The 20384-nt window shown below is 61.1% G+C and carries 18 protein-coding genes; 5 read left to right on the top strand and 13 right to left on the bottom strand.

Annotation, left to right across the window (positions count from 1 at the left end; translation table 11 throughout):
• Position 1 precedes the first annotated feature (1 nt).
• The 3 genes from BRPE64_RS26395 to BRPE64_RS26385 form a co-directional block, all read right to left on the bottom strand.
• A complete protein-coding gene (locus tag BRPE64_RS26395; protein ID WP_016348015.1) occupies positions 2 to 2236 on the bottom strand; it encodes a xanthine dehydrogenase family protein molybdopterin-binding subunit in 2235 nt (744 codons plus the stop codon).
• A 1-nt stretch (position 2237) separates the two neighbouring features.
• Entirely contained in the window at positions 2238 to 2693 is a 456-nt protein-coding gene (locus BRPE64_RS26390) for a (2Fe-2S)-binding protein (RefSeq protein ID WP_016348014.1), read from the bottom strand.
• Between the two features lie 371 nt (positions 2694 to 3064).
• Positions 3065 to 3934, bottom strand: coding sequence for a LysR family transcriptional regulator (locus BRPE64_RS26385; protein WP_016348013.1), 870 nt, complete (start codon positions 3932 to 3934; stop codon positions 3065 to 3067).
• 99 nt (positions 3935 to 4033) lie between these two features.
• Here BRPE64_RS26385 and BRPE64_RS26380 point away from each other — a divergent pair, with 99 nt between their 5' ends.
• Positions 4034 to 5038 carry a zinc-dependent alcohol dehydrogenase family protein gene (locus BRPE64_RS26380; RefSeq protein WP_016348012.1) on the top strand — a complete coding sequence of 335 codons (1005 nt, stop codon included), beginning with the start codon at positions 4034 to 4036 and terminating at the stop codon, positions 5036 to 5038.
• Positions 5039 to 5042: 4 nt separating this feature from the next.
• Here the strand turns inward: BRPE64_RS26380 and BRPE64_RS26375 are convergent, their stop codons facing one another.
• The 7 genes from BRPE64_RS26375 to BRPE64_RS26345 all read right to left on the bottom strand — a co-directional run bounded on the left by BRPE64_RS26375 (position 5043) and on the right by BRPE64_RS26345 (position 12952).
• A complete protein-coding gene (locus tag BRPE64_RS26375) occupies positions 5043 to 5570 on the bottom strand; it encodes a chromate transporter (protein ID WP_016348011.1) in 528 nt (175 codons plus the stop codon).
• Between the two features lie 4 nt (positions 5571 to 5574).
• Positions 5575 to 6183 carry a chromate transporter gene (locus BRPE64_RS26370; protein ID WP_016348010.1) on the bottom strand — a complete coding sequence of 203 codons (609 nt, stop codon included), beginning with the start codon at positions 6181 to 6183 and terminating at the stop codon, positions 5575 to 5577.
• A gap of 26 nt (positions 6184 to 6209) precedes the next feature.
• Positions 6210 to 7196 (bottom strand): substrate-binding domain-containing protein, encoded by a 987-nt coding sequence (locus BRPE64_RS26365; RefSeq protein ID WP_044043723.1) that lies wholly within the window; start codon positions 7194 to 7196, stop codon positions 6210 to 6212.
• A 64-nt stretch (positions 7197 to 7260) separates the two neighbouring features.
• On the bottom strand, positions 7261 to 7974 hold the full coding sequence (locus BRPE64_RS26360) for a class II aldolase/adducin family protein (RefSeq protein ID WP_016348008.1): 714 nt from the start codon (positions 7972 to 7974) through the stop codon (positions 7261 to 7263).
• 29 nt (positions 7975 to 8003) lie between these two features.
• Entirely contained in the window at positions 8004 to 9032 is a 1029-nt protein-coding gene (locus BRPE64_RS26355) for a Bug family tripartite tricarboxylate transporter substrate binding protein (RefSeq protein ID WP_232519330.1), read from the bottom strand.
• A gap of 146 nt (positions 9033 to 9178) precedes the next feature.
• Positions 9179 to 11389: a tripartite tricarboxylate transporter permease gene (locus tag BRPE64_RS26350; protein ID WP_016348006.1), complete on the bottom strand. Its 2211-nt coding sequence runs from the start codon at positions 11387 to 11389 to the stop codon at positions 9179 to 9181.
• A gap of 324 nt (positions 11390 to 11713) precedes the next feature.
• Positions 11714 to 12952: an aromatic ring-hydroxylating dioxygenase subunit alpha gene (locus BRPE64_RS26345; protein WP_016348004.1), complete on the bottom strand. Its 1239-nt coding sequence runs from the start codon at positions 12950 to 12952 to the stop codon at positions 11714 to 11716.
• A gap of 298 nt (positions 12953 to 13250) precedes the next feature.
• On the opposite strand from BRPE64_RS26345, the gene BRPE64_RS26340 reads away from it, so the two are divergent.
• The 4 genes from BRPE64_RS26340 (at position 13251) to BRPE64_RS26325 (ending at position 17276) form a co-directional block, all read left to right on the top strand.
• Positions 13251 to 13805, top strand: coding sequence for a MarR family winged helix-turn-helix transcriptional regulator (locus BRPE64_RS26340; RefSeq protein WP_016348003.1), 555 nt, complete (start codon positions 13251 to 13253; stop codon positions 13803 to 13805).
• Positions 13802 to 14989, top strand: a complete 1188-nt coding sequence (locus tag BRPE64_RS26335) for a Gfo/Idh/MocA family oxidoreductase (protein WP_016348002.1) — start codon at positions 13802 to 13804, stop codon at positions 14987 to 14989. The genes BRPE64_RS26340 and BRPE64_RS26335 overlap by 4 nt, the downstream gene beginning before the upstream one ends.
• 92 nt (positions 14990 to 15081) lie before the next feature.
• Positions 15082 to 16026: a PDR/VanB family oxidoreductase gene (locus tag BRPE64_RS26330; RefSeq protein ID WP_016348001.1), complete on the top strand. Its 945-nt coding sequence runs from the start codon at positions 15082 to 15084 to the stop codon at positions 16024 to 16026.
• A 128-nt stretch (positions 16027 to 16154) separates the two neighbouring features.
• The gene (locus BRPE64_RS26325; protein ID WP_016348000.1) at positions 16155 to 17276 is read left to right on the top strand and encodes a VIT1/CCC1 transporter family protein; all 1122 of its coding nucleotides are present in this window, start codon (positions 16155 to 16157) and stop codon (positions 17274 to 17276) included.
• A gap of 31 nt (positions 17277 to 17307) precedes the next feature.
• On the opposite strand, the gene BRPE64_RS26320 is transcribed toward BRPE64_RS26325, so the two are convergent.
• From BRPE64_RS26320 to BRPE64_RS26310, 3 genes are all read right to left on the bottom strand, one after another.
• On the bottom strand, positions 17308 to 18300 hold the full coding sequence (locus tag BRPE64_RS26320; protein WP_016347999.1) for a 4,5-dihydroxyphthalate decarboxylase: 993 nt from the start codon (positions 18298 to 18300) through the stop codon (positions 17308 to 17310).
• 73 nt (positions 18301 to 18373) lie between these two features.
• Entirely contained in the window at positions 18374 to 19414 is a 1041-nt protein-coding gene (locus BRPE64_RS26315) for a 2Fe-2S iron-sulfur cluster-binding protein (RefSeq protein ID WP_016347998.1), read from the bottom strand.
• Positions 19415 to 19440: 26 nt separating this feature from the next.
• On the bottom strand, positions 19441 to 20247 hold the full coding sequence (locus BRPE64_RS26310; RefSeq protein ID WP_016347997.1) for an IclR family transcriptional regulator: 807 nt from the start codon (positions 20245 to 20247) through the stop codon (positions 19441 to 19443).
• Positions 20248 to 20384: the final 137 nt, after the last annotated feature.

Genomic DNA, 20384 nt, shown 5'->3' with positions numbered 1-20384 from the left:
CTCAGGCGCTGCGCAACTGGCTACCGACTGGCAATTGCCTCAGTCGCTTGCCGGTTGCGGCATAAATCGCGTTGGTGATCGCCGGCGCAAGCGCCGCCGTGCCCGGTTCGCCGATTCCGCCAGGCGCCTCCGTGCTCTTGACGATATGCACTTCCACCGGTGGCGTTTCATGAATGCGCAGCATTCGATAGTCGGTGAAATTGCTTTGCTCGACGCGTCCGTCCTTGATCGTGATTTCGCTATACAACGCGGCCGTGATGCCGAAAATGATGCCACCCTGCACTTGCGCTTCGACAGTATTCGGGTTCACGACCATGCCGCAATCCACCGCGCACACGATGCGATTCACCTTGACGGCGCCTTCTTTGTCGACAGCAACATCGGCGACGATCGCAAAGAAACTGCCGAATGCATGCATGACGGATACGCCGCGGCCCTGTCCTTGCGGCATCGTTTGCTGACCCCAACCGGCGGCTTGCGTGGCGACATCGAGCACATTGCGCGCACGCGGTGACTTGCCGAGCAGATCGCGCCTGTACTTGACGGGATCGATCTTCGCCTGGACCGCGAGTTCGTCGATAAAACTCTCCACGACGAAAGTACCGCGCGTCGGACCCACGCCGCGCCAGAACGCGGTGGGCACATCGCGCGGTTCGAGGCGCACGTAGTCGATAAGCTGATTCGGCAGATCGTATGGAAGATCGGACGCCACCTCGACCGCATCCGGATCGACACCGTTCTTCACGGCGGGCGGCGCAAAGCGCGCAAGCACCGATGACCCGACAATACGATGCGTCCATGCCACCGGCTTGCCGTTCGCATCGAGCCCGGCGGAGAGCTTGTCGTAATAGCACGGACGGTACATGTCGTGCTGAATGTCTTCTTCTCGCGACCAGGTCACTTTGACGGGCACGCCAAGCGCCTTGCCGATCTTGAGCGCCTGCGTGGCCATGTCGAATTCGAGCCGTCTGCCGAAGCCGCCGCCTAGCAAATGGTTATGCACGACGATCTTCTCGGCAGGCAAACCTGTCGCTTTAACGCCTGCATCTTGTATGCGCGTAGGCACCTGCGTGCCGAGCCAGATATCGCAGCCATCGGGGCGGACGTGGACCGTGCAATTGATCGGCTCCATCGTCGCATGGGCGAGAAAGGGCTGAACATACACTGCATCGACGCGCGTCTTGGCGCCGGAGAATGCGTTGTTCACGTCGCCTTCCTTGCGAGCGACGGCGCCCGTGCGCTGCGATGCATTTGCCATGTCGTCGACGATCTGTTTCGTCGATACATTCGCGCTCGCACCTTCGTTCCACTCGATCTTTAGCGCAGCCGCGCCGCGCTTGGCGGCCCACGTGTGATCGCCGATCACCGCGACGCCGTTATCGAACTTCACGACCTGCCGCACGCCGGGAATCTTTTTCGCGTTGCTGTCGTCGACGGATGCAAGCGTGCCGCCGAATACCGGACAATTGACGATAGCCGCATAGACCATGTCGGGCAAACGCACATCGAGGCCGAACATGGCGGTGCCGTCTACCTTTTCGGGCGAGTCGAGACGCTTGACCGGCGTACCAATGATCTTGAAGTCTTTAGCGTCCTTAAGCTTGATCTCTTGAGGCACCGGCATTTTCGCGGCCGCTTCGGCGAGTTCTCCATAGCTTGCGCTGCGGTTGCCGGAAGCTTGCGTGACTTTGCCGCCTTGCGCCTGACAGGACGATGCATCGCATTGCCATTGCTGCGCCGCAGCCGCAACGAGCATCATGCGAGCGGCCGCGCCCGCCTTTCGCAAGGGCTCCCATGCATAGCGCACGGAAGTGGAACCGCCCGTCAGCTGACCGCCCAATAGCGGGTCTGTAAAGAGCTTTTCGTTTGGCGGTGCGTGATCGATGGTGACCTGGTCCAGCGGTACTTCAAGTTCTTCCGCGATCAACATCGGCAGCGACGTATAAACGCCTTGCCCCATTTCGACCTTCGGCATGATCAGGGTGACCTTGCCGCTCTTGTCGATCTGCACGAATGCATTCGGTGCAAAAACGCCTTCTTGCGGTGTTTCGACGCCGTCGCCGCCAATTACGGATTTGCCTTTGCTCTGATCCTGGCTTGCAGCGGGCAGGCTAAAGCCGATCAGCAAACCGCCGCTTGCCGCAACGCCTGCGGTCACGCCAAGCTTAAGAAACGCACGACGCGAAAACCCCGCGCGCGCCGCATGACGTCCAGCTTCGATTAATCCTTGCGACATGTCACGCCTCCTTTGCGGCCTGCTTGATGGCGGCGCGGATGCGGTGATAGGTGCCACACCGGCAAATGTTGCCCGCCATCGCGGCATCGATATCGGAGTCGTTCGGATCGGGAACCGTCGCGAGCAAGGCGGCAGCAGACATCACTTGCCCGGACTGACAGTAACCGCACTGCACGACGTCGAGCTGGCGCCATGCCTGCTGCACTTTCTTGCCTGCGGGCGTGTCGCCGACGCCTTCGATCGTCGTCACCTTGCGCTCGCCGACTGCGGCGATCGGCAAGACGCAGGAACGAACGGCGACGCCGTCGAGATGAACCGTGCACGCTCCGCATTGCGCGATGCCGCAACCGAATTTGGTGCCTGTCAGCCCGACCAGATCGCGCAGCGCCCAAAGCAGCGGCATGTCGGGTGGCGCATCGATGGTGTGATTCTGGCCGTTGATGGAAAGCGTGGTCATGAGCGGCTCCGGCTTAAGAGTTGGTGTAGGCGGATAGCGCAAATGGCCGACTGCGTGGGGAGGCAGCCAGCGATATAGAGCGAATGTGAGCCTTGAACGGCATGATGCTAGCCAAGGCAACGGGATTGTAGCCCCGCTTTAAAAAACGAGCTTGATCCGCAACATTGCCTGCGAAAAGCTTTTGCTTCGCGCATCAAAGTGGTGCGTTTATTTCACGTTGATGTGCTTGCTTGAAACTCCGGCTGCCAGCTTAAGTCCGCTTTCTCGATCTGACGCCATCACCGATGGATTTGAATTAATTCAAAGGCTTTAGCTAAAAATGACGGTTAGTTGCAATGTAAATTAATCCGAACGTCAGCACTTAGTGACGCCTAGGCCGCGCCTAAAGACGACATCGTTTCGTCGAGCAATGCACGCAAGCGTGCAACTCGCCGGAGATCGCGGTGATAACCCAGCCACACATCTCGCCCGGGCGGCGCTTCATCGAGTTCGAAGCGTTTCAGCCGCGTATCGGCATCGCCTAGCGGGCATGGCAAGACCGCAAAGCCCGCGCCCTGCGCGCACATGTGCGTTTGCGCGTCGCGATTGTTGCTGCTAAAAACGACCTTCGCTTGAGGCAGCATGCGCTTGAGCCAAAGCACGTCCGGCAATCGCTCGAATGCGCTGTCCATGCTGATCAGTGTCTGCCCTTGCCCATTGCCCGCGGACGGCGGCGCAAGATCCTGACGACCGTAAAGCGCGTAATCGATATGCATGAGTTTGCGCTGCACAATATCCGGCTCATCGAATGCCGTGATTCGAAACACGAGATCCGCTTCGCGACGCGCGAGGTTATAGCGGCGCGAATCGGTCACGAGTTCGATCGACACGTCGGGATGCTTCGCCAGGAAACGCGCGAAGACCGGCGTCAGCACGTGCACGCCAAACCAGTCCGATGAAGACACACGCAGTAATCCCGTCAGCTTTGCATCCTGCCCTGCCAGCGCGCGCGTGAAGCCAAGCGCCTCCTCTTCCATGCGCTCGGCATAGGAAAGCACTGCCGCGCCCTCGTCGGTCAATACGAAGCCGTCGCTCGTGCGTTGAAAGAGCACGTGACCGAGCGCCTCTTCGAGCGCGCGCAAGCGGCGGCCCATTGTCGGCTGCGTCTGGCCGATCATGCGTGCGGCCGCGCCCAGCGTGCCGCTGCGCGCGATCGCGAGAAAGACGCGCACATCGCTCCATTCGAGATTGGGCTCATTCATTTTCGTATGAACGTCGTGCAGTTATGTCGATTTACATACTTGCTTGCATGGCAGATTATCAGGACATCGCTTTCAACGTTCAATCGGCAAGGAGCCCCGATGTCCACCATGCAAGCACTCGTCCTCGACCGTCACAATGGCCCGCTCGAACTCGTCGAGCTTGCGCGTCCCGAGCCCGGTCCGGGGCAAGTGCTCGTGCGCATCGCCGCAAGCGGGCTCAATCCGCTCGATACGAAAATTCGTGCGGGCACGGCGGCGCATGCAAAGCATCCGCTGCCGCTCGTGCTCGGCATCGATATGGCGGGTGTCGTCGAAACGGTCGGCACCGGCGTCGATATCTTCGAAGCCGGCGATGAAGTCTATGGAATGACGGGCGGCGTGGGCGGAATTCAGGGCTCGCTTGCGCAATACGCCGCCGTCGATGCAGCGCTTCTCGCACTCAAACCGGCGTCTCTCTCCATGCGCGATGCGGCTGCTTTGCCGCTCGCATTCATCACGTCCTATGCGGGAATCGTCGATCGTGCGCGCGTGCATGAACGACAAACGGTGCTTGTGCAAGGGGGCGCGGGCGGCGTCGGTCATATGGCGGTGCAGCTTGCGCGCGCACTTGGTGCGCATGTCTTCGCAACGGCTAGCGCCGGCAATCACGAATACATCGAGAGTTTAGGCGCGACGCCAATAGACTATCGCGCGATGAGCGTCGAAGAATATGTCGCTGCGCATACGAATGGCAGCGGCTTCGATGTCGTGGTCGATACGGCGGGCGGCGCTTCGCTCGATGCATCGTTCGCAGCAGTGAAGCATTTCGGGCATGTCGTTAGCGCATTGGGATGGGGCACGCACGCGCTTGCACCGCTATCGTTTCGCGAGGCCAGTTATTCGGGCGTCTTCACACTCTACCCGCTGTTGACGGGACAGCATCGCGCGCATCATGGCGAGATGCTGCGCGAAGCTGCGCGACTCGTCGATGCAGACAAGCTCGCGCCGCGCGTCGATGCGCGCCGTTTCGATCTGCACAGTGCCGAGCGCGCTTATGAAGCGCTGCTTGACGGTTCGGCACGCGGCAAGATTGTCGTCAATGTCGATGCGCAACTTGCCGGATGATCGCTCAACCGAACACGCCCGCAAGGCCAAGCAAGGCGCTCGCCGCAACGAGATACATCGGGTTGAGCTTGCTGCGATAAGCGACGGCCGCACACACTAAGGTGCAAAGCGCGCGCGATACGTTCACATCGGTTTCGCGCGCGAACACATAAGCGGCCGACACGAGCAAACCAACCGTCACGGGCGCAAGTCCCTTGCGGATTGCAGTGACAAGAAGCGAATCCTGTTTGCGTTCAACCCATGCGCTAACGAAATACGCCATCAGCGATGAAGGCAGAATCTTGGCGAGCGTCGACACAAGCGCGCCCGAAAGTCCCGCTGCCTGAAAGCCGATCAACGCGACGGCCATGCCATTGGGACCTGGCGCGGCCTGCGTGATGGAGAAGAACGTGACGAACTGCTCACCCGTTACCCAGTGACGCGTATCGACCGCATAACGCTGGATATCCGCAAGCGTCGCATTCATGCCGCCCACCGCAAGCAGCGACCACATTGCACCATGCACGAAGAGATCGGCAAGTGTGCTCCACATCGCGTTACTCCTTGCGCGCGCGACGCAACATCGCGATTGTGCCTAGCGGTCCAAGCACGGCGAGCACGAGCAAAAGCGGTAACTTCATCACCGCAATGGCGATAAACGTTGCTGCTACGAGAAGGATGCTGGCCGCGCCGCGCGGCAGACTCGTCACGAGCTTAAGCACGGTCGCAATCACAAGGCCCGTCGCCGCCGGCATAAGCCCCGCGAACAGATGCGCCGTAATTGCAGCGTGACCCCAGCGCGCATACGCATAGCCGATGCCGATCGTAATGATGGTCGGCGCAAGATAAAGCGCGAAGACCGCGATAGCCGCGCCCTTTGCGCCGTGATATTGCCGCCCGAGCACCGTCGCTATATTCGCGACATTCGGACCCGGCAATAATTGCGCAAGCGGCAGCAGTTCCGCGAACTCACGATTCGAAAGCCAGCCCAGCCGCTCGACCAACATGCGCCGCGCCCAAGGCAGCACGCCGCCGAAGCCCGTCAAGCCGATAAAGAAAAACGCCTTAAACAGCGCGAAAGAAGTGGGTACCGGCGGCGTGCCGGATGCATTCACTTCGCTTATGGCGGGCGCGGACGGAACCTCGTCGATCGTATGGGCGGTCATCGTGATGCGTGCGTGAGAAGGCGCGTCTATATCTTTGCGGTTTCGAACGTCGCCGGGTGAAAGACATCCTCGATACTCAAGCGTCGTTTCGACAACCCTTGCGAATGATGATGTCGCAGAAAGGTCTCGAGTGTATCGCGGTTGGCATCGATGCCGTAGGACCAGTGATCGTCGCCCATCAGTTCGCGCGCGGCTTTCAATTGCTCTTCGACGAACGGCAGCGTCACTTTAGTCGCCGACGTGTCCGACAGCCTGGCGAGCGCCACACGCTTCGCTTCCGTGAAGGCCTTGAGTACGGCAGCGGGCAACCACGGATGCGCCTCGACGAGCGTCTTGCGGATGCCCACCACATGCATGATCGGAAACACACGTGTGCGGCGGTAGTAATCCTTCGCGGCCGCGGTCGGATCGCGAAACAGCCAGCCGACGTTCGGGTTCGTCGCGGCGCAGCCGGGCGGGCGCGGCGCCATGAAGCCGTCGATGTCGCCGCGATCGAGCATCGCGGAAATCGTGTCGCCTTCGGGCGCGGCTTCAAGCTGGATGTCCGATGGCAGATCGAGCTTGATCTTCTCCGGCCTGCCGGGCTCGTCGATGCCGCCGCGCACCCATTTCACATCGCTCGGCTTTAAGCCGAAGTCGTCTTCGAGCACGGCGCGCGCCCAGACGTTCGCCGTCAACTGATACTCCGGCAAGCCAATGCGTTTGCCCCTCAAATCTTCCGGCCGTTCGATGCGATCGGTGCGCACATAGATCGAGGTATGGCGAAAGGCGCGCGAAAGAAAAACCGGTACGGCGATGTAAGGACACGAACCGTCCGCCGTCTTCACCGCGTAGCTGGAGAACGACAGTTCGCTGATGTCGAAGTCCTGATAACGAAACGCGCGGAAGAACATCTCTTCCGGCGAGAGCGTCATGTAGACCGGGTCGGCGCCGTCGATCTGCACCTGACCGTCGAGCAGCGGACGCGTCCTGTCATAGTCGCCCATCGCGACGGAGAGCCTGAGTTTTCCGATCATCGTATGAATCTCCTGCGGATTGCATCCATAAGACCAAATTGTCGATTGCATGCAAAGTGCATTAAACCAGCGAATGCACGAAGTTCCGATTGACCTTGCGCCGCAGGAATTCGAAGTTGACGGCGAACTGCTCCGCGCGCGTAACGGCGTCGTGCAGGCGGTTCACATCTTCCGCCGAGAAGGTCTCGCCGATGCCGCCCGCCGCCTTCGTCAGCAATTGAATACGGCATGCATTATCCAGAAGGAGCGACAGCACAACGGATTCCTCGATCGAGCGTCCTGCCACGGCAACGCCGTGATTACGCATCAGCACGGCCTTGCTCTGTCCGAGCGCGCGCGCCACGCCCGCGCCCATGTCCTGCGTGCGGATCAGGTTCATCGTCTCCGTGTAGTACGGCAGCCCGTCAGCGAAATGCACGCTCGGCTGACTGATCATCTCAAGCGGCTGGCCGGTTGCGGAGAGCGCGACCGCGTGGGTCGGATGCGCGTGGATCACGCTCGTCACTTCCGGGCGCACCTTGAAAATCTCCGAGTGAATGAAGACCTCGCTATGCCGGCGGCCGCCGCCGCTCACCTTCTCGCCGTCGAGATTGCACACGACGATGTTGTCCTCGGTGATCTCGTCGAAGCCGTGGCTGTGCGGCTTCATCAGGAAGTGCGTCGGGTCGCCGGGCACGCGCACGGAGATGTGCCCGCGCGTGAGATCGCCCTGGCCTTCGGCTTCGAGAATACGGCCGGCGTCGATCAGTTTTTGCTTCGCTTCGTCCAGAGTCATGGTGTCGTCCTGCGTTCGTGATGAATCGGTTAAAACCGCCCACCCACCGCGGCCTTCGCTTTCGAAAGCACATCGGGCGGCGTTTTATAAAGTTCGTCGAGCAACTGGTCCATGCGCTGCCACGAAACGGGCCGAACCTCGAGACCCATTCGTTTCGCTTCGGCGAGAAACTGCGGGTCTTTCACGGTCTGCTCGAACGCCTGCCGCAGCGCGGCGGTGCGCTCCGGCGGAAGACCCGGCGGCGCCGCGAAAGGACGCGCGAAGACCTGGCTTGCAACGATGACCTTCAGCACCTGACGCGTCTGATCGTTCGAGGCGAGATCGAGCAGCAGCGGCACGTCGGGCAATTCCGGATGCTTCTCCAGCGCAACCTGCACGAGGATGTTGATCTTCTTGCCGCTGATCCAGTCGGGATGACGCGTCTGAATCGTGCTCCACGACACCCCGCATTCACCGTCGATTTCGCCGCGCTCCATCGCAAGCGCCGTTTCATTGCTGCCCGGATAACCCGTGACAAGCTTGAGTTTCGAATTGAAGAGATTCTTGATGGTCGACGCGATCACATCCGGATCCGAACCCGCGCCTTGCCCGCCCATGCGCGCTTCCTTGTCGACGAGGTCCTTGAACGTCTTGACCGGCGATGTATTCCACGTCACGCATAAACTCACATCGCTCGTGATACTGCCGAGCCAGGTGAGCTTGCGTGCATCGAAGCTTGCATCGCCGAGAAGCGGCTGTTCGGGCATCGTTCGGCCGAAGGTGCCGAACGTCGAACCGTCTTTGGGCGCGATGCCGTACAGATAGTTGACCGCCTTCAGGCTGCCCGCACCCGGCATGCTTTGCGGCGTGATGTTCGGCTTGCCCGGAAGGAAATTGCCGATGTATTTGCCGAGCAAGCGCGCGTATGTATCGTAGCCGCCGCCGACCGAATAGCCGATCGTCATCGTCACGTTGCGGCCGCCATAGAAGTCGGCGACCGTCTCGGCCGCTGCACGGCTCGCAAGTGGCGCGCATAGCAACATCGCCGCGAGTGCCGAGATAGTTGCATCTGCAATCATACGTCGCTTGTTGCGCATGGACCTTCTTGCGAGGCCTTCATGCGATGAGAACTGCGAGAGTCGAACGTTCATGGTTGTCTCCACCAGTTATGACCGGCTGGCCGATGTAGGCTCGCCGCCGATGTCTTTGTGCCTGCTTGCGCGTTCTACACGATGCCGCCCAGCTGACGCAATGCCGGCCACCAGTCCCCGATCAGCGATTGCGGCCACGGCGTCGAGAAGATGCGGCCGAATACGACGTACAGAGCGACGGTCATCGCAATCGACAGCACGGCCGATGTGCGCCAGCGTTCGCCGAACTCGAAGCGCGCAACGAGCAGCATGAAGATCAGCAACGCGGGCAGCAGTCCGATGATGGTCGCCGCGCCGAGCGCGCCCGCTATCCATGCGAAGAAGCGCACGCCGCGCAAGTAGATGGTCCGCGTATCGAGTGTCGAAGCCAGGCCGTCATGCATCGACGGTTCGCCGTGTGTTCCGAAGTTCGCACTCGCGGTCGCGCCTGCGTTCGTCTTCGCGATGGCGTTATTGGATTGCGTATCGATGCTCGCTCGCGGCTCGCTGAAATGCGCGCCTGCACCGGCCATCGCGAGCTTGCCCATCGGCGCGGATGCATCCATCAAGAGCGATGCATCGGTGTCGCGCGTCTTCGCCTCGCGTGTGAACATTTGCTCGATCAGCACGATGCAGCAAAACACCAAGGCAGCGCCGGCGCACGTCATCGGCATAAGGGCTGCGGCGAAGGCCCAGTCGCGCGCGACCGCCATCGCTGCGATCACGAGCGCCGTCATCGTCAGTGTGAAGACGATCTGCCAGTCGAAGCCGCGCACGCGCAGTTTGAATGAGAGCGCAGCGCCACGCGACGTCGTTTGTGAACGCTCACGCAAGGTCTTGCGTAGCCCCTTGATCGTCGGACCGAGCACGACCCAGAGCGCCGCGAGCAGAATCAGAACCACGACCGGCCGCGTGAAGAGGCTCATGCCGTAAATCTCGTGCGAGATGAAGTAATAGCGTTCGAAGATGCTGCCGAGCACGAGCCCAAGAATGAGCGGCGGACGCGGCCAGTTGAGCCGCTTCATGATCCATCCGATGCCGCCGAACAGCACGAGCGAACACAGATCGCCCCAGCTCTGACTCGCGTTGAACGCACCGAGATAGACGATCGCAATGACGAGCGGTATCAGAATGCCGACGCGCACGGTCGCAAGACGCGAGAACAAACTGCTGCTCGAAAGGCAAATGACCGCACCCATGATGTGCGAGATCGTCAGCGTCCAGATGATCGTGTAGGTCACATCGAGATGCTTGGTCAGCATCTCGGGGCCGGGCGTGAAGCCGTGCATGATGAACGCGCTCAGCAGCAGCGCCATCGACGCACCCGCCGGCATGCCGAACGCGACAGTCGGAATCAGGTGACCGCCCTCTTTCGCGTTGTTCGAACTCTCCGATGCGATCACGCCGCGAATATCGCCCTTGCCGAAGTTCTCCGGATTCTTTTCGGTGCGAATGGCGTGGCCATACGCCATCCAGTCGATCACTGCCGAGCCGATGCCCGGCACCGCGCCGAGCAGCGCACCAAGACCGCTGCAGCGCAGGATGAGCCACCAGTGACGTCCCGCATCCCGCACGCCGTCCCACTGCGTGCTCGCGCGCACACCCGGCTGCGGATTCGCACGCGCGATGCCGGTGCGCTCGATCGCCATGTCGGCGAGTTCGGGCAGCGCGAATATGCCGAGCGTGACCGGCACGATCGGCAGATGGTCCCATAAATACAAAGTGCCAAATGTCCAGCGCAGCGTGCCGGTTTGCGGATCGGAACCGATCAGCGAGAGCATCAGACCGAACGACGCGACGGCGAGACCTTTCATCGGCGCCTTGCCCGAGAGCGTCGCGACCATCGAGAGGCCGAAGACGCACATCGCAAGCAACTCCGCCGAGCCGATATACAGCACGATCAGGCGCAGCACCGGAATGGCGAGCGCCAACAGCAACGCACCGAAGATGCCGCCCGCCAGCGACGACGCGTAGCCCGCGCCGAACGCACGGCGCGCGTGGCCCTGCTTCGCAAGCGGATGACCGTCGAGCACGGTTGCCGCCGCGCCGACGGTGCCGGGCACGCCGAACAGCACGGCAGGGATGAAGTCGGACACGGTCGTCACGGCGGCCATGCCGAGCAGCAGCGCGAACGCGGTGTAGCCGTCGAGGTGATAGGTGAACGGTATGAGCAGCGCGAGCCCGACGATTCCGCCCAGGCCCGGCACGACGCCGAGCGCGAGCCCGAGCAGCACGCCGCCCAGCATGATTCCGAGGCGCAACGGATCGAGAATGAGCGTTAGCGCATGAAGAGCGGCGTCCAGCATCAGAGCGCCTCCGGACGAGCGGACGGCGTGGCGCTGCGGCGGCCATGTCGGCGGGATCGGATGTACGTGGGTCGCATCTCAAGTCTCCGGTGTTCGTCCGGCTGCGTGGCCGGGCGTTTATAGTCGAACCGCCTGTCGAACCGCTCTTCGCTTCGCGCTGCAAGGCGACGCGCAGGTTTGCATTTCACGTTTTGCATTACGCATTCACGATTGCATTTTGTGTTATGCGTTTTGCATGCAAGATGCAGCCTGCTTCGCGCGCCTCCGCCTCCGCCTGAACCTGCACTGAATCTGCGCTGAATCTGCTTGAACTCGCCTGAAGCCCTATTCGAAGATGCGCACGAGGTCCTGCGCGATCGGCGAATACTTCGCGTGCGTGCGCAGCATGAAGCTCGCAAAGCCGTCACTGTTGTGATGCTTCTTGCGCTCGTTCGGCAAGTCGATGCACTGATTGCGCACGGGATCGCGCACGAGGCCCATCGGGTCTTCGCCCGCTTCGACCTTCTTCAGTTCGCGGCGCAGCATGCGGCGGTAGATCGCGAGGCCCTGATCGGAAGCGCCGAGGTTTTCGCGCGTGCGATCCGCTATCGCACCTTGCGTGATCCACGCCATCATGTCCTGGCCATCGACGTTATCGACGATGAATTCGCCGTCCGCATCGCGAAACGGAACATCGTAGGTATGCAGGCGGTCCGTGAGACGCGCCGGCACGTCGATGCCCTTCGGCGGAAGGTACGCGTTGTACCAGAGATGCAACGTGTGCTCGTCGTCGACCGGTACGCGAATCTGAAACGAGTAATAGCGCGAGGCTTCGTCGCCGTTGCCCACGGCGAGCATGTTCGGGAACACGATCGGATGGCCGATACGCCAGTCGTCCGAGTCCTCCGAATGGCCTGCAAGCAGGCGGTGCTTCGTCACGCCGAATTCGAATTCATTGAAGGCGATCTTCTCGTGCTTCGCGCTGATCGCGACCTTCACGCCTTCCTGTTCCTTCTGAAACTCATAGTGATGGCCGTGCAGCCATTCGGTGTGGATCGGATCGACGGAGTTCTCCATGATCTGCAGCCAGTTCACCGGCAACAGCGCGCGGCCCATCATGCGGATCGCGCCCGGCGCGATGAAGCCGTCGAAACGCGGCAGCAGCGGACGCGGCTCCGGTCCCATATAGGCAAACAGCACACCGCCGAGTTCTTCGACGGGGTAAGCATCGGTTGTGACCTTGTCGCGGAAGGCGCAGTTATCCGGCTCGTTCGGCTGATTGAGGCACTTGCCCTCTGCGCTAAACTCCCAGCCATGATACGGACAGCGAATGCCCTGCTCCGTGGGAATACCATGCGCGAACGACGCACGCCGATGCGGACATTGCTCCGCGATCAAACCGCGCCTTCCTTGCCGATCCCTAAAGAGCACGAGGTCTTCGCCCAAGAGACGCACGCGCTTGGTCCATTTATCGTCGAGTTCCGATGCCGCCGCGAACGGTTGCCAATAACGGCGCAGCAGCTTTCCCATCGACGAGCCTGGTCCGATGCGCGTCAAGGTTTCGTTTTGTTCAGCCGTGAGCATGAGTCTTTTCCCGTATGGTGGAGAAGTGCGCTGGCGCCACCCCTCCCGTCGCCAGTCTTTGACCCATATTATGCTTAGGTACCTAACTTAAAAATAATGGAAAATACTAGGTCACTTGTGCGCGGCCGAAAAATCCGCGTGACGCGCTTCAGTGCTATATGAAGGCATCTTTCGGTGGATAGGGCGATCTGACGGCGAGATCGGGAATCTCCCTAACACCCACATCATTGACAATTTTAACTTAGTTATCTAAGTTTACGAAAAAGAGGCATGCGTGCATGCCGGACAAGGTGAGAGGATGAACAAGAGCGAGCAAAAGATTCCACGCGACCCGCAACCGGGCACGCTCAAGCACTGGCGCGAGGCCTTGCCGGAAGAACGCATGGCGCATCTCGTCAAGGACGCGGCGCGCGGCTTTTCGCGCTCGTTGCAGGCGCGCCTTAAAGAGCACGACGTGCTTTACGGACACTGGACGTTTCTGCGCATCCTCTGGCAGACCGACGGCCTTACGCAGCGGCAGTTGAGCGAACAGGCGGGCGTGGCCGAACCGACCACGTTTTCCGCGTTGAAGACGATGGAAACGCTCGGCTATCTCACGCGCCAGAAGTTGCCCGACAACCGCAAGCAAGTGCGCGTGTTCCTGACGCCCAAGGGTGTCGCGTTGCGCACCGCGCTCGTGCCCGGCGCGATCGACGTGAATCGCATCGCGCTTGCAGGTATCACGCAGGAAGACATCGCCGCCACGCGCCGCACGTTGCTCGCGATGATCGAGAACCTGGCCGCCGACGACCTCGTGGCCGCAAAGAACGGCCGCGATTCGGCTAATGGCACCTTCAGCGAGGAATCACTGTGACGCATGCACCGAAGTCCGACAGCACTCACGACCGCGCCGCACAAGAGTGCGTGCGCATCGGCATCGTCGGCTTCGGCACGGCGGGACGCGCATTCGTGCCCGCCATTCGCAAACATGCGGGCTTCGTGCTCGCGGGCTTCGCCGATCCATCGGCGACGGTGCGTGTAGCAGGCGCACAGGAATACGGCGTGAGCGCCTACGAAAGCATCGAGGAACTCATCGCGCATGGTGCGCTCGATGCCGTCTATATCGCGTCGCCGACCACGCTGCATCGCGCGCACGTCGAGCTGGCTGCACGCGCGGGCAAGCATGTGCTCGTCGAGAAGCCGATGGCCGCGAATCTCGACGATGCCCGCGCCATGGTCGCCGCCGCCGATGCCGCGGGCATCGTCCTTCTCGCGGGTCATTCGCACAGTTACGATCAGCCCATTCAAGCGATGCGCGAGTTGATCCAGTCGGGCGAACTCGGCCGCGTGCGCATGGTGCATACGTGGTGCTTCACCGACTGGATCTATCGCCCTCGCCGTCCCGACGAACTCGACACCGCTCAGGGCGGCGGCGTGACCTTGCGTCAGGGCTCACATCAGTTCGACATCATTCGTCTGCTCGCGGGCGGCGCGGCACGCAGCGTACGCGCTAAAACGTTCGACTGGGACCCTGAACGGCGCGCAATCGGCGCGCATACAGTCTTCATCGAATTCGCCGATGGCGCCGCCGCCACGGCCGTCTATAACGGCTATGGCCGATTCGCGAGTGCGGAGTTGAGCTTCGATATCGGCGAATGGGGCTTTCCCGCGCAGCCGCGTGCCATTGCGAAGCCATCGAGTATCGAAGATGAATTGCGTGCCAAGGCCGCACGCGCGCGTCACGCGATTCCCGCGAGCGCGCCGGATCAACCGTTCTTCGGCTTGACGCTCGTGAGTTGCGAGCGAGGCGAGATTCGTCAGTCGCCTAAAGGCCTTTTCGTCTATACGCACGAAGGCCGGCGCGAGATCGAATTGCCGACCGATATCTCGCCGCGCGAACTTGTGATGCGCGAGTTTCACGACGCAATCAGCGGTCGCAAGCGCGCCATACACGATGGCCGATGGGGCCTCGCCAATCTGGAAGTATGCGCGGCGGCGATCGCTTCGTCGGAACGTGGCGAGGAAGTCTTTCTGATGCATCAGGTCGCGCTCGCGTGACCGTTTGATTGAACCGTGAGGTGGTGAATAAAAGCCGCAAGAGAATCATGACTACCCTTAGCATAGCTAATCAAACAGACACGACTGAAGAAATGCTTACGCTCACGGTCACCGACAAGCGCGAAATCGCCGATGACATCTTTCTCTTCGAGTTGCGCGACCGAAACGGCGAGACGCTGCCGCCCTTTACCGCCGGCGCGCATCTGCTGGTTCATACACCCGCGGGCATCGCACGACGTTATTCGCTGTGCAATGCGCCCGCCGAACGCGACCGCTATGTGATCGCCGTCAAGCGCGATGCGGCAGGCGGCGGCGGCTCCCTCAGCATGGCTCGCGATGTGAACGCGGGAACGACGCTGAATGTATCGTCACCACTGAACTACTTTCCGCTTGCAAACGACGCATCGCGCTATTTGCTGATCGCAGGCGGAATCGGCATCACGCCCATGCGCGCGATGATGGCCGAACTCGCCGCACGCAATGCACCATTCGATGTGATCTATTGCACGCGTGCGCCCGAATCGACTGCGTTTCTCGACGAATTCAGTGCAGCCGAACTTGCGCACAAGGTACGCGTGCATCACGACTTTGGCGATCGGGCGCAATCCATCGCAATCGAACCGCTGGTCGCGGAAAGACATGGCAATACGCATATCTATTGCTGCGGCCCGCGTCCGCTGATGCAGGCGGTGCGCGACGCGACCGCTCATTGGCCCTCGTCCGCCGTGCATTTCGAGGACTTCGGCACGAGTTCGCACGAAAACGCAGCGGGCGAAAAAGCGTTCACGGTGCGCCTTGCGCGCAGCGGCGGATGCGTGAACGTCGCGCCCGGCGAATCGATCCTCGATGCGCTGCGCGCCAACGGCATCGACACGCCGAGCTCATGCGAGGCCGGCACATGCGGATCGTGCAGAACGCGTTTGCTGGCGGGCGAAGCCGATCATCGCGATTTCGTTCTCGATGAAGACGAGCAAGAATCGGAGATCATGATCTGCGTATCGCGCGCGTGCTCGAACGAACTGGTTCTCGACATCTAAGCGGGAACGATGACAACCATGAGACGCGATACCATTCGCACTCACCGCAGTTCGTAGGGCTATTAGTGCCATCGCCCAAGGTTCGTCTCTATGCTTGACTCAAAGAGACGAACGATAAAGGCAAAGTCATGGCGTCCCGAACCGAGCTTAAACGCTTTTCATCCAATCTTGCCGACGAACTCGACAGCGCCGCGCTTTACGAAACGCTCGCGCAAGCCGAAAAGCAGGAAGACAAGCGGCGCGTCTATGCGGACCTTGCCGAAGCCGAACGTCGTCACGCCGATATCTGGGCCGCGAAGCTCAAGGCGAACGGCGTGCCGGTTCGCGCGCATCGCATCAGTTTGAAGACGCGGATCACGCGCACGTTAGCCCGCGTATTCGGACCCGACTTCGTGCTGCGTTCGGTTGCCGCCAACGAAATGGCCGATCGCGATAAATACGCGGGCCAGCCCGACGCCGCGCAGATGTCAGCGGAAGAACGACATCACGCCGATATCGTTCAGGAAGTGGTCAATCGAAACAAAGGCCTCGACAAAGGCAGTGCAATTGCGGCGGCTGAATCGTGGCATCGCGGCGTCGCATCGGGTAACGATCTGCGTGCTGCGGTGCTCGGTGCGAACGATGGCCTCGTGTCGAACTTCTGTCTCATCATGGGCGTTGCGGGCGCGGGCAGCGACAGCAGAACCGTGCTCGTGACCGCCTTCGCGGGACTGATTGCAGGCGCCGCTTCAATGGCGCTCGGTGAATGGCTCTCCGTGACGAATTCGCGCGAACTGGCGCGCACGCAGATCGCGAAGGAGAAGGACGAACTCGAGCACATGCCGGATGCGGAGCGCCACGAGCTCGCGCTCATCTATCAGGCGAAAGGGATCGAACCTGCAGAAGCGCGGCGCGTGGCCGCCCAGATCATGCGCGACAAAGATAAGGCGCTCGATACGCTCACGCGCGAAGAACTCGGTCTCGATCCGCAAGAACTCGGCGGCAATCCGTGGACTGCCGCGTTCGCGTCGTTTGCGCTCTTCGCTGTGGGCGCGATCTTTCCGGCCATCGCGTTTCTGTGGTCGAGCGGCGCGGATGCTATCGCGCAATGCATCGTGTTGAGCGGTCTGGGGCTAGCGGCGATCGGCGTGTTCACATCGCTCTTCAACGGCCGCAGCGCGATATTCTCGGCGCTGCGGCAGGTGCTGATCGGTATGGTCGCCGCGGGTTGCACGTTCGGGCTTGGCAAGGTCTTGGGCGTTTCTCTTTGACGACCATTGCACCGCTTAGACCGTTAAGCAATCAGATCTTGAACGACTCGAACGTCTCCGGCGCAAAGATTTCTGCCGGTTCGAGCAGGCGCTTCGATAAGCCCTGCTCATACGAATATCGCAGGAACGTCCGCAGGTTTTCGCGATTCTTGTCGAGACCATAAGGCCAGAAATCGTCGCCCATTTCCTTGCGCGTCTCTTCGACGTGCGCATTCAGCCAGGGCAACATCGACTTGAGCGCGGCGGTTTCGTTGAGATCGGCATACGTGCGGCGTTGCGACTCGATCAATGCCTTATAAAGCGATTGCGCGGCCCAGCGATTGGCCTCATAGACTTCGCGCCTGAGCACGACCGTATGCATGATCGGGAACATTTTCGTGTCGCGGAAGTACTGACGCTCGACATCGATATAGTTTTCGAAAAGACGCTTCACGCGCCTCTGACCATTCACAAACGAAGAAGGCATGCGCGCGGTATAGAGCGCATCGATCTCGCCGTCGAGCAGCATCTGCGAAAGCGTCTTGTCCGGGCCAATTTGTTCGACGCGAATGTTCGAAGGCAAATCGAGCTTGAGCTTTTCCGGCCGGTTCGGCTCTTCTTCGCCGCCGGTGTAATACGTCACGCTGTCGACCGGCACGCCGTAATGATCCGACAGAATGCCGCGAATCCAGACGGGCGCGGTCATCTGATATTCCGGATTGCCGATGCGCTTGCCGATCAAATCCTGCGGCTTCTCAATGCCCGAATCCGCATTCACGTAGATGCACGAATGACGAAAGAAGCGCGACGGGAACACCGGAATCGCGATGAACGGACGCGGCTCGCGAAAGCACGACATCGTGTAGGACGACAGCGACATCTCCGATGCATCGAACTCATGATGCCGCAGCATGCGAAAGAACGTCTCTTCCACCGGCATGTTCAGATAATTGAGGTCGATGCCGTCGGGCTGCACGCTGCCGTCCATCAGGGCGCGCGTGCGGTCGTAATTCCAGCATCCGAAAGTGAGTCTCAGCTTGGACAAGGTCTGCTCCTGGCAGCGTGTTTAAGGATTCAGGCCTGAAGATTCAGGCGGCGCTCGCTTCGTCTTGTGCGAGTCAATAGAACTGATCGAAGTGCACCTGCTCGAACGGCACCTTCAACGCAACGAGTGCGCGCTGCACGGCTGCGCCCATCGCAGGCGGCCCGGCGAAATAGATCTCCATGTCGCGCAGTGCTTCGCCGAAGAGCGTTTCGGCAACCGTATGCACGAAGCCGACGTGACCGTCCCAGACGGTTTCGCTATCGGGCGTGACATCGGATACAGCGGCCTGGAAATGCAGGCGTTCGGCCCAGCCCGGCAATGCTTCGAGCATGTCGCGGCCGCACACGTCGCGCGGCGTGCGCCCGCCATAGAGGAAATGCAGCTTGACGTCGCCGAGCGCGGGTTCGGCCGCGACGCCGCGTGCAATCGAGATCATCGGTGCAAGGCCCGAGCCGCCCGCGATGCAGAGAATGTCGCGCTTCACATCGCGGCGCAGATACGCCATGCCATAAGGCCCGTCGATGTCGATGTGCGCGCCTATATCGAGCGCATCGAAAAGCACGCCGGTGCCCTGCCCGTTCGCCACGCGGCGAATCTGGAAGTGCAGCTCGCGCGGCTGACTGCCGGCGTTGACGATATTGCTCATCGAGTACGCGCGCGGGCCCTTGACACCCGGAAGCGTCAGCAGCGCATACTGGCCCGGCTCGAAAGGCATGTCGGCGGAAAGCTCGAAACGGAATTCCTCGATGTCGTGCGTAATCTCTCGACGCGCGACCAGCGTAGCCGTCACACGGCGCGGCGTGTGCTTCGGCGCATAGTGCGCGGACGGACGCATCTTGATCGTACAGTCGCCACGCGGCGCGCTCTGACAACCGAGATAGCGGCGCCGCTCGCGGTCCTTTGCGGTCCAGCCGGGCGCCTCGGGCCATACGACATCGACCTCGCCTTCGATCAGTTCGAACTTGCAGTTGCCGCATGCACCCACGTTGCACTCGTACGGAAACGCGACGCCCGCGCGCAAGGCCGAGCGCAGCATCACATCGCCGGCCTCGCATTCGAAAGATTGATCAGATGCTGCGAGCGTGATGCGATTTGCGTGGCCGTCCGAATGCATGAATCCACCTTGTTTCAAGAGTTATTTCATAGCAGCCTGTGGTATCCGAGCGTGGCGGAAATACCTTCGGCCGCGGTAAGCAAATGCGGAACCGCTGCGCGCAGCGCCTTCTTCGTAAGCCGCTGCGCCGGACCGCCGACACCCACTGCGGCCACCACGTTGCCCGAGATATCCCGCACGGGCGCCGCGATGCCGCGCATGCCGACCTCCGACTCTTCGTCGTCGATCGAGTAACCGTCGCGCCGCGCCGCTTCCAGCGTCTTCAGGAACACTTGCGTGTCCGTGTTGGTCTTCGGCGTGCGCGCCGTAAGTCCTTCCTTCAGCACACGCGACACGACGTCGGGCGTGCGCGAAGCCAGCAAAACATGACCTTCGGCGGTGCAGAACGCAGGTTTGCGCACGCCGATATACGAACGCATGCGGATAGCCTGATCGCTCTCGAGATTGAACAGGTACACGATGCTCGTATCGTCCAGCACCGCGAGATGCACGGTTTCGTCGGTGTGTTCGCGCAGCACGTGCAGGAACGGCACGGCCTGCTTCGCTACGTCGAACCTGCGCCGCACGAGCGCGCCAAGCGTGAACAACTGAATACCGAGCCGGTAACGCCCGTTCTCCTCGTTCTGCTCCAGCATGCCTTCCGCGAGCAGCGCGCTTGCGAGCCGGTGTGCCGTGCTTTTCGCAATGCCCATGCGCTTCGCGAGCACGCTGATGCCAAGCTCCGGCTCATGTTCCGAGAAGACCTTGAGCAACTGGAGCGCCGCCGTCACCGACGACAGACGCTGCGGCCCTTCCTCCTTCTGCGCTTCGTTCGGCGTTGCCTCTGATTTCATCGAATATACCTCACGAACACATAAATGGAATAGCGTTCCGTATAAAGGAACGTTCAGAACGATAGCCCGCACGCCGCTGCATTACCGTTCGCGACTCAAAAACAACGAATCGTTCGAATTCCGGACGTTGCCGCGCT

The sequence above is a fragment of the Caballeronia insecticola genome, assembly GCF_000402035.1.
GTDB classification, from domain to species: domain Bacteria; phylum Pseudomonadota; class Gammaproteobacteria; order Burkholderiales; family Burkholderiaceae; genus Caballeronia; species Caballeronia insecticola.
Note: the sequence above shows the minus strand (reverse complement) of the source record. Positions and strands in the feature narration are given on the sequence as shown.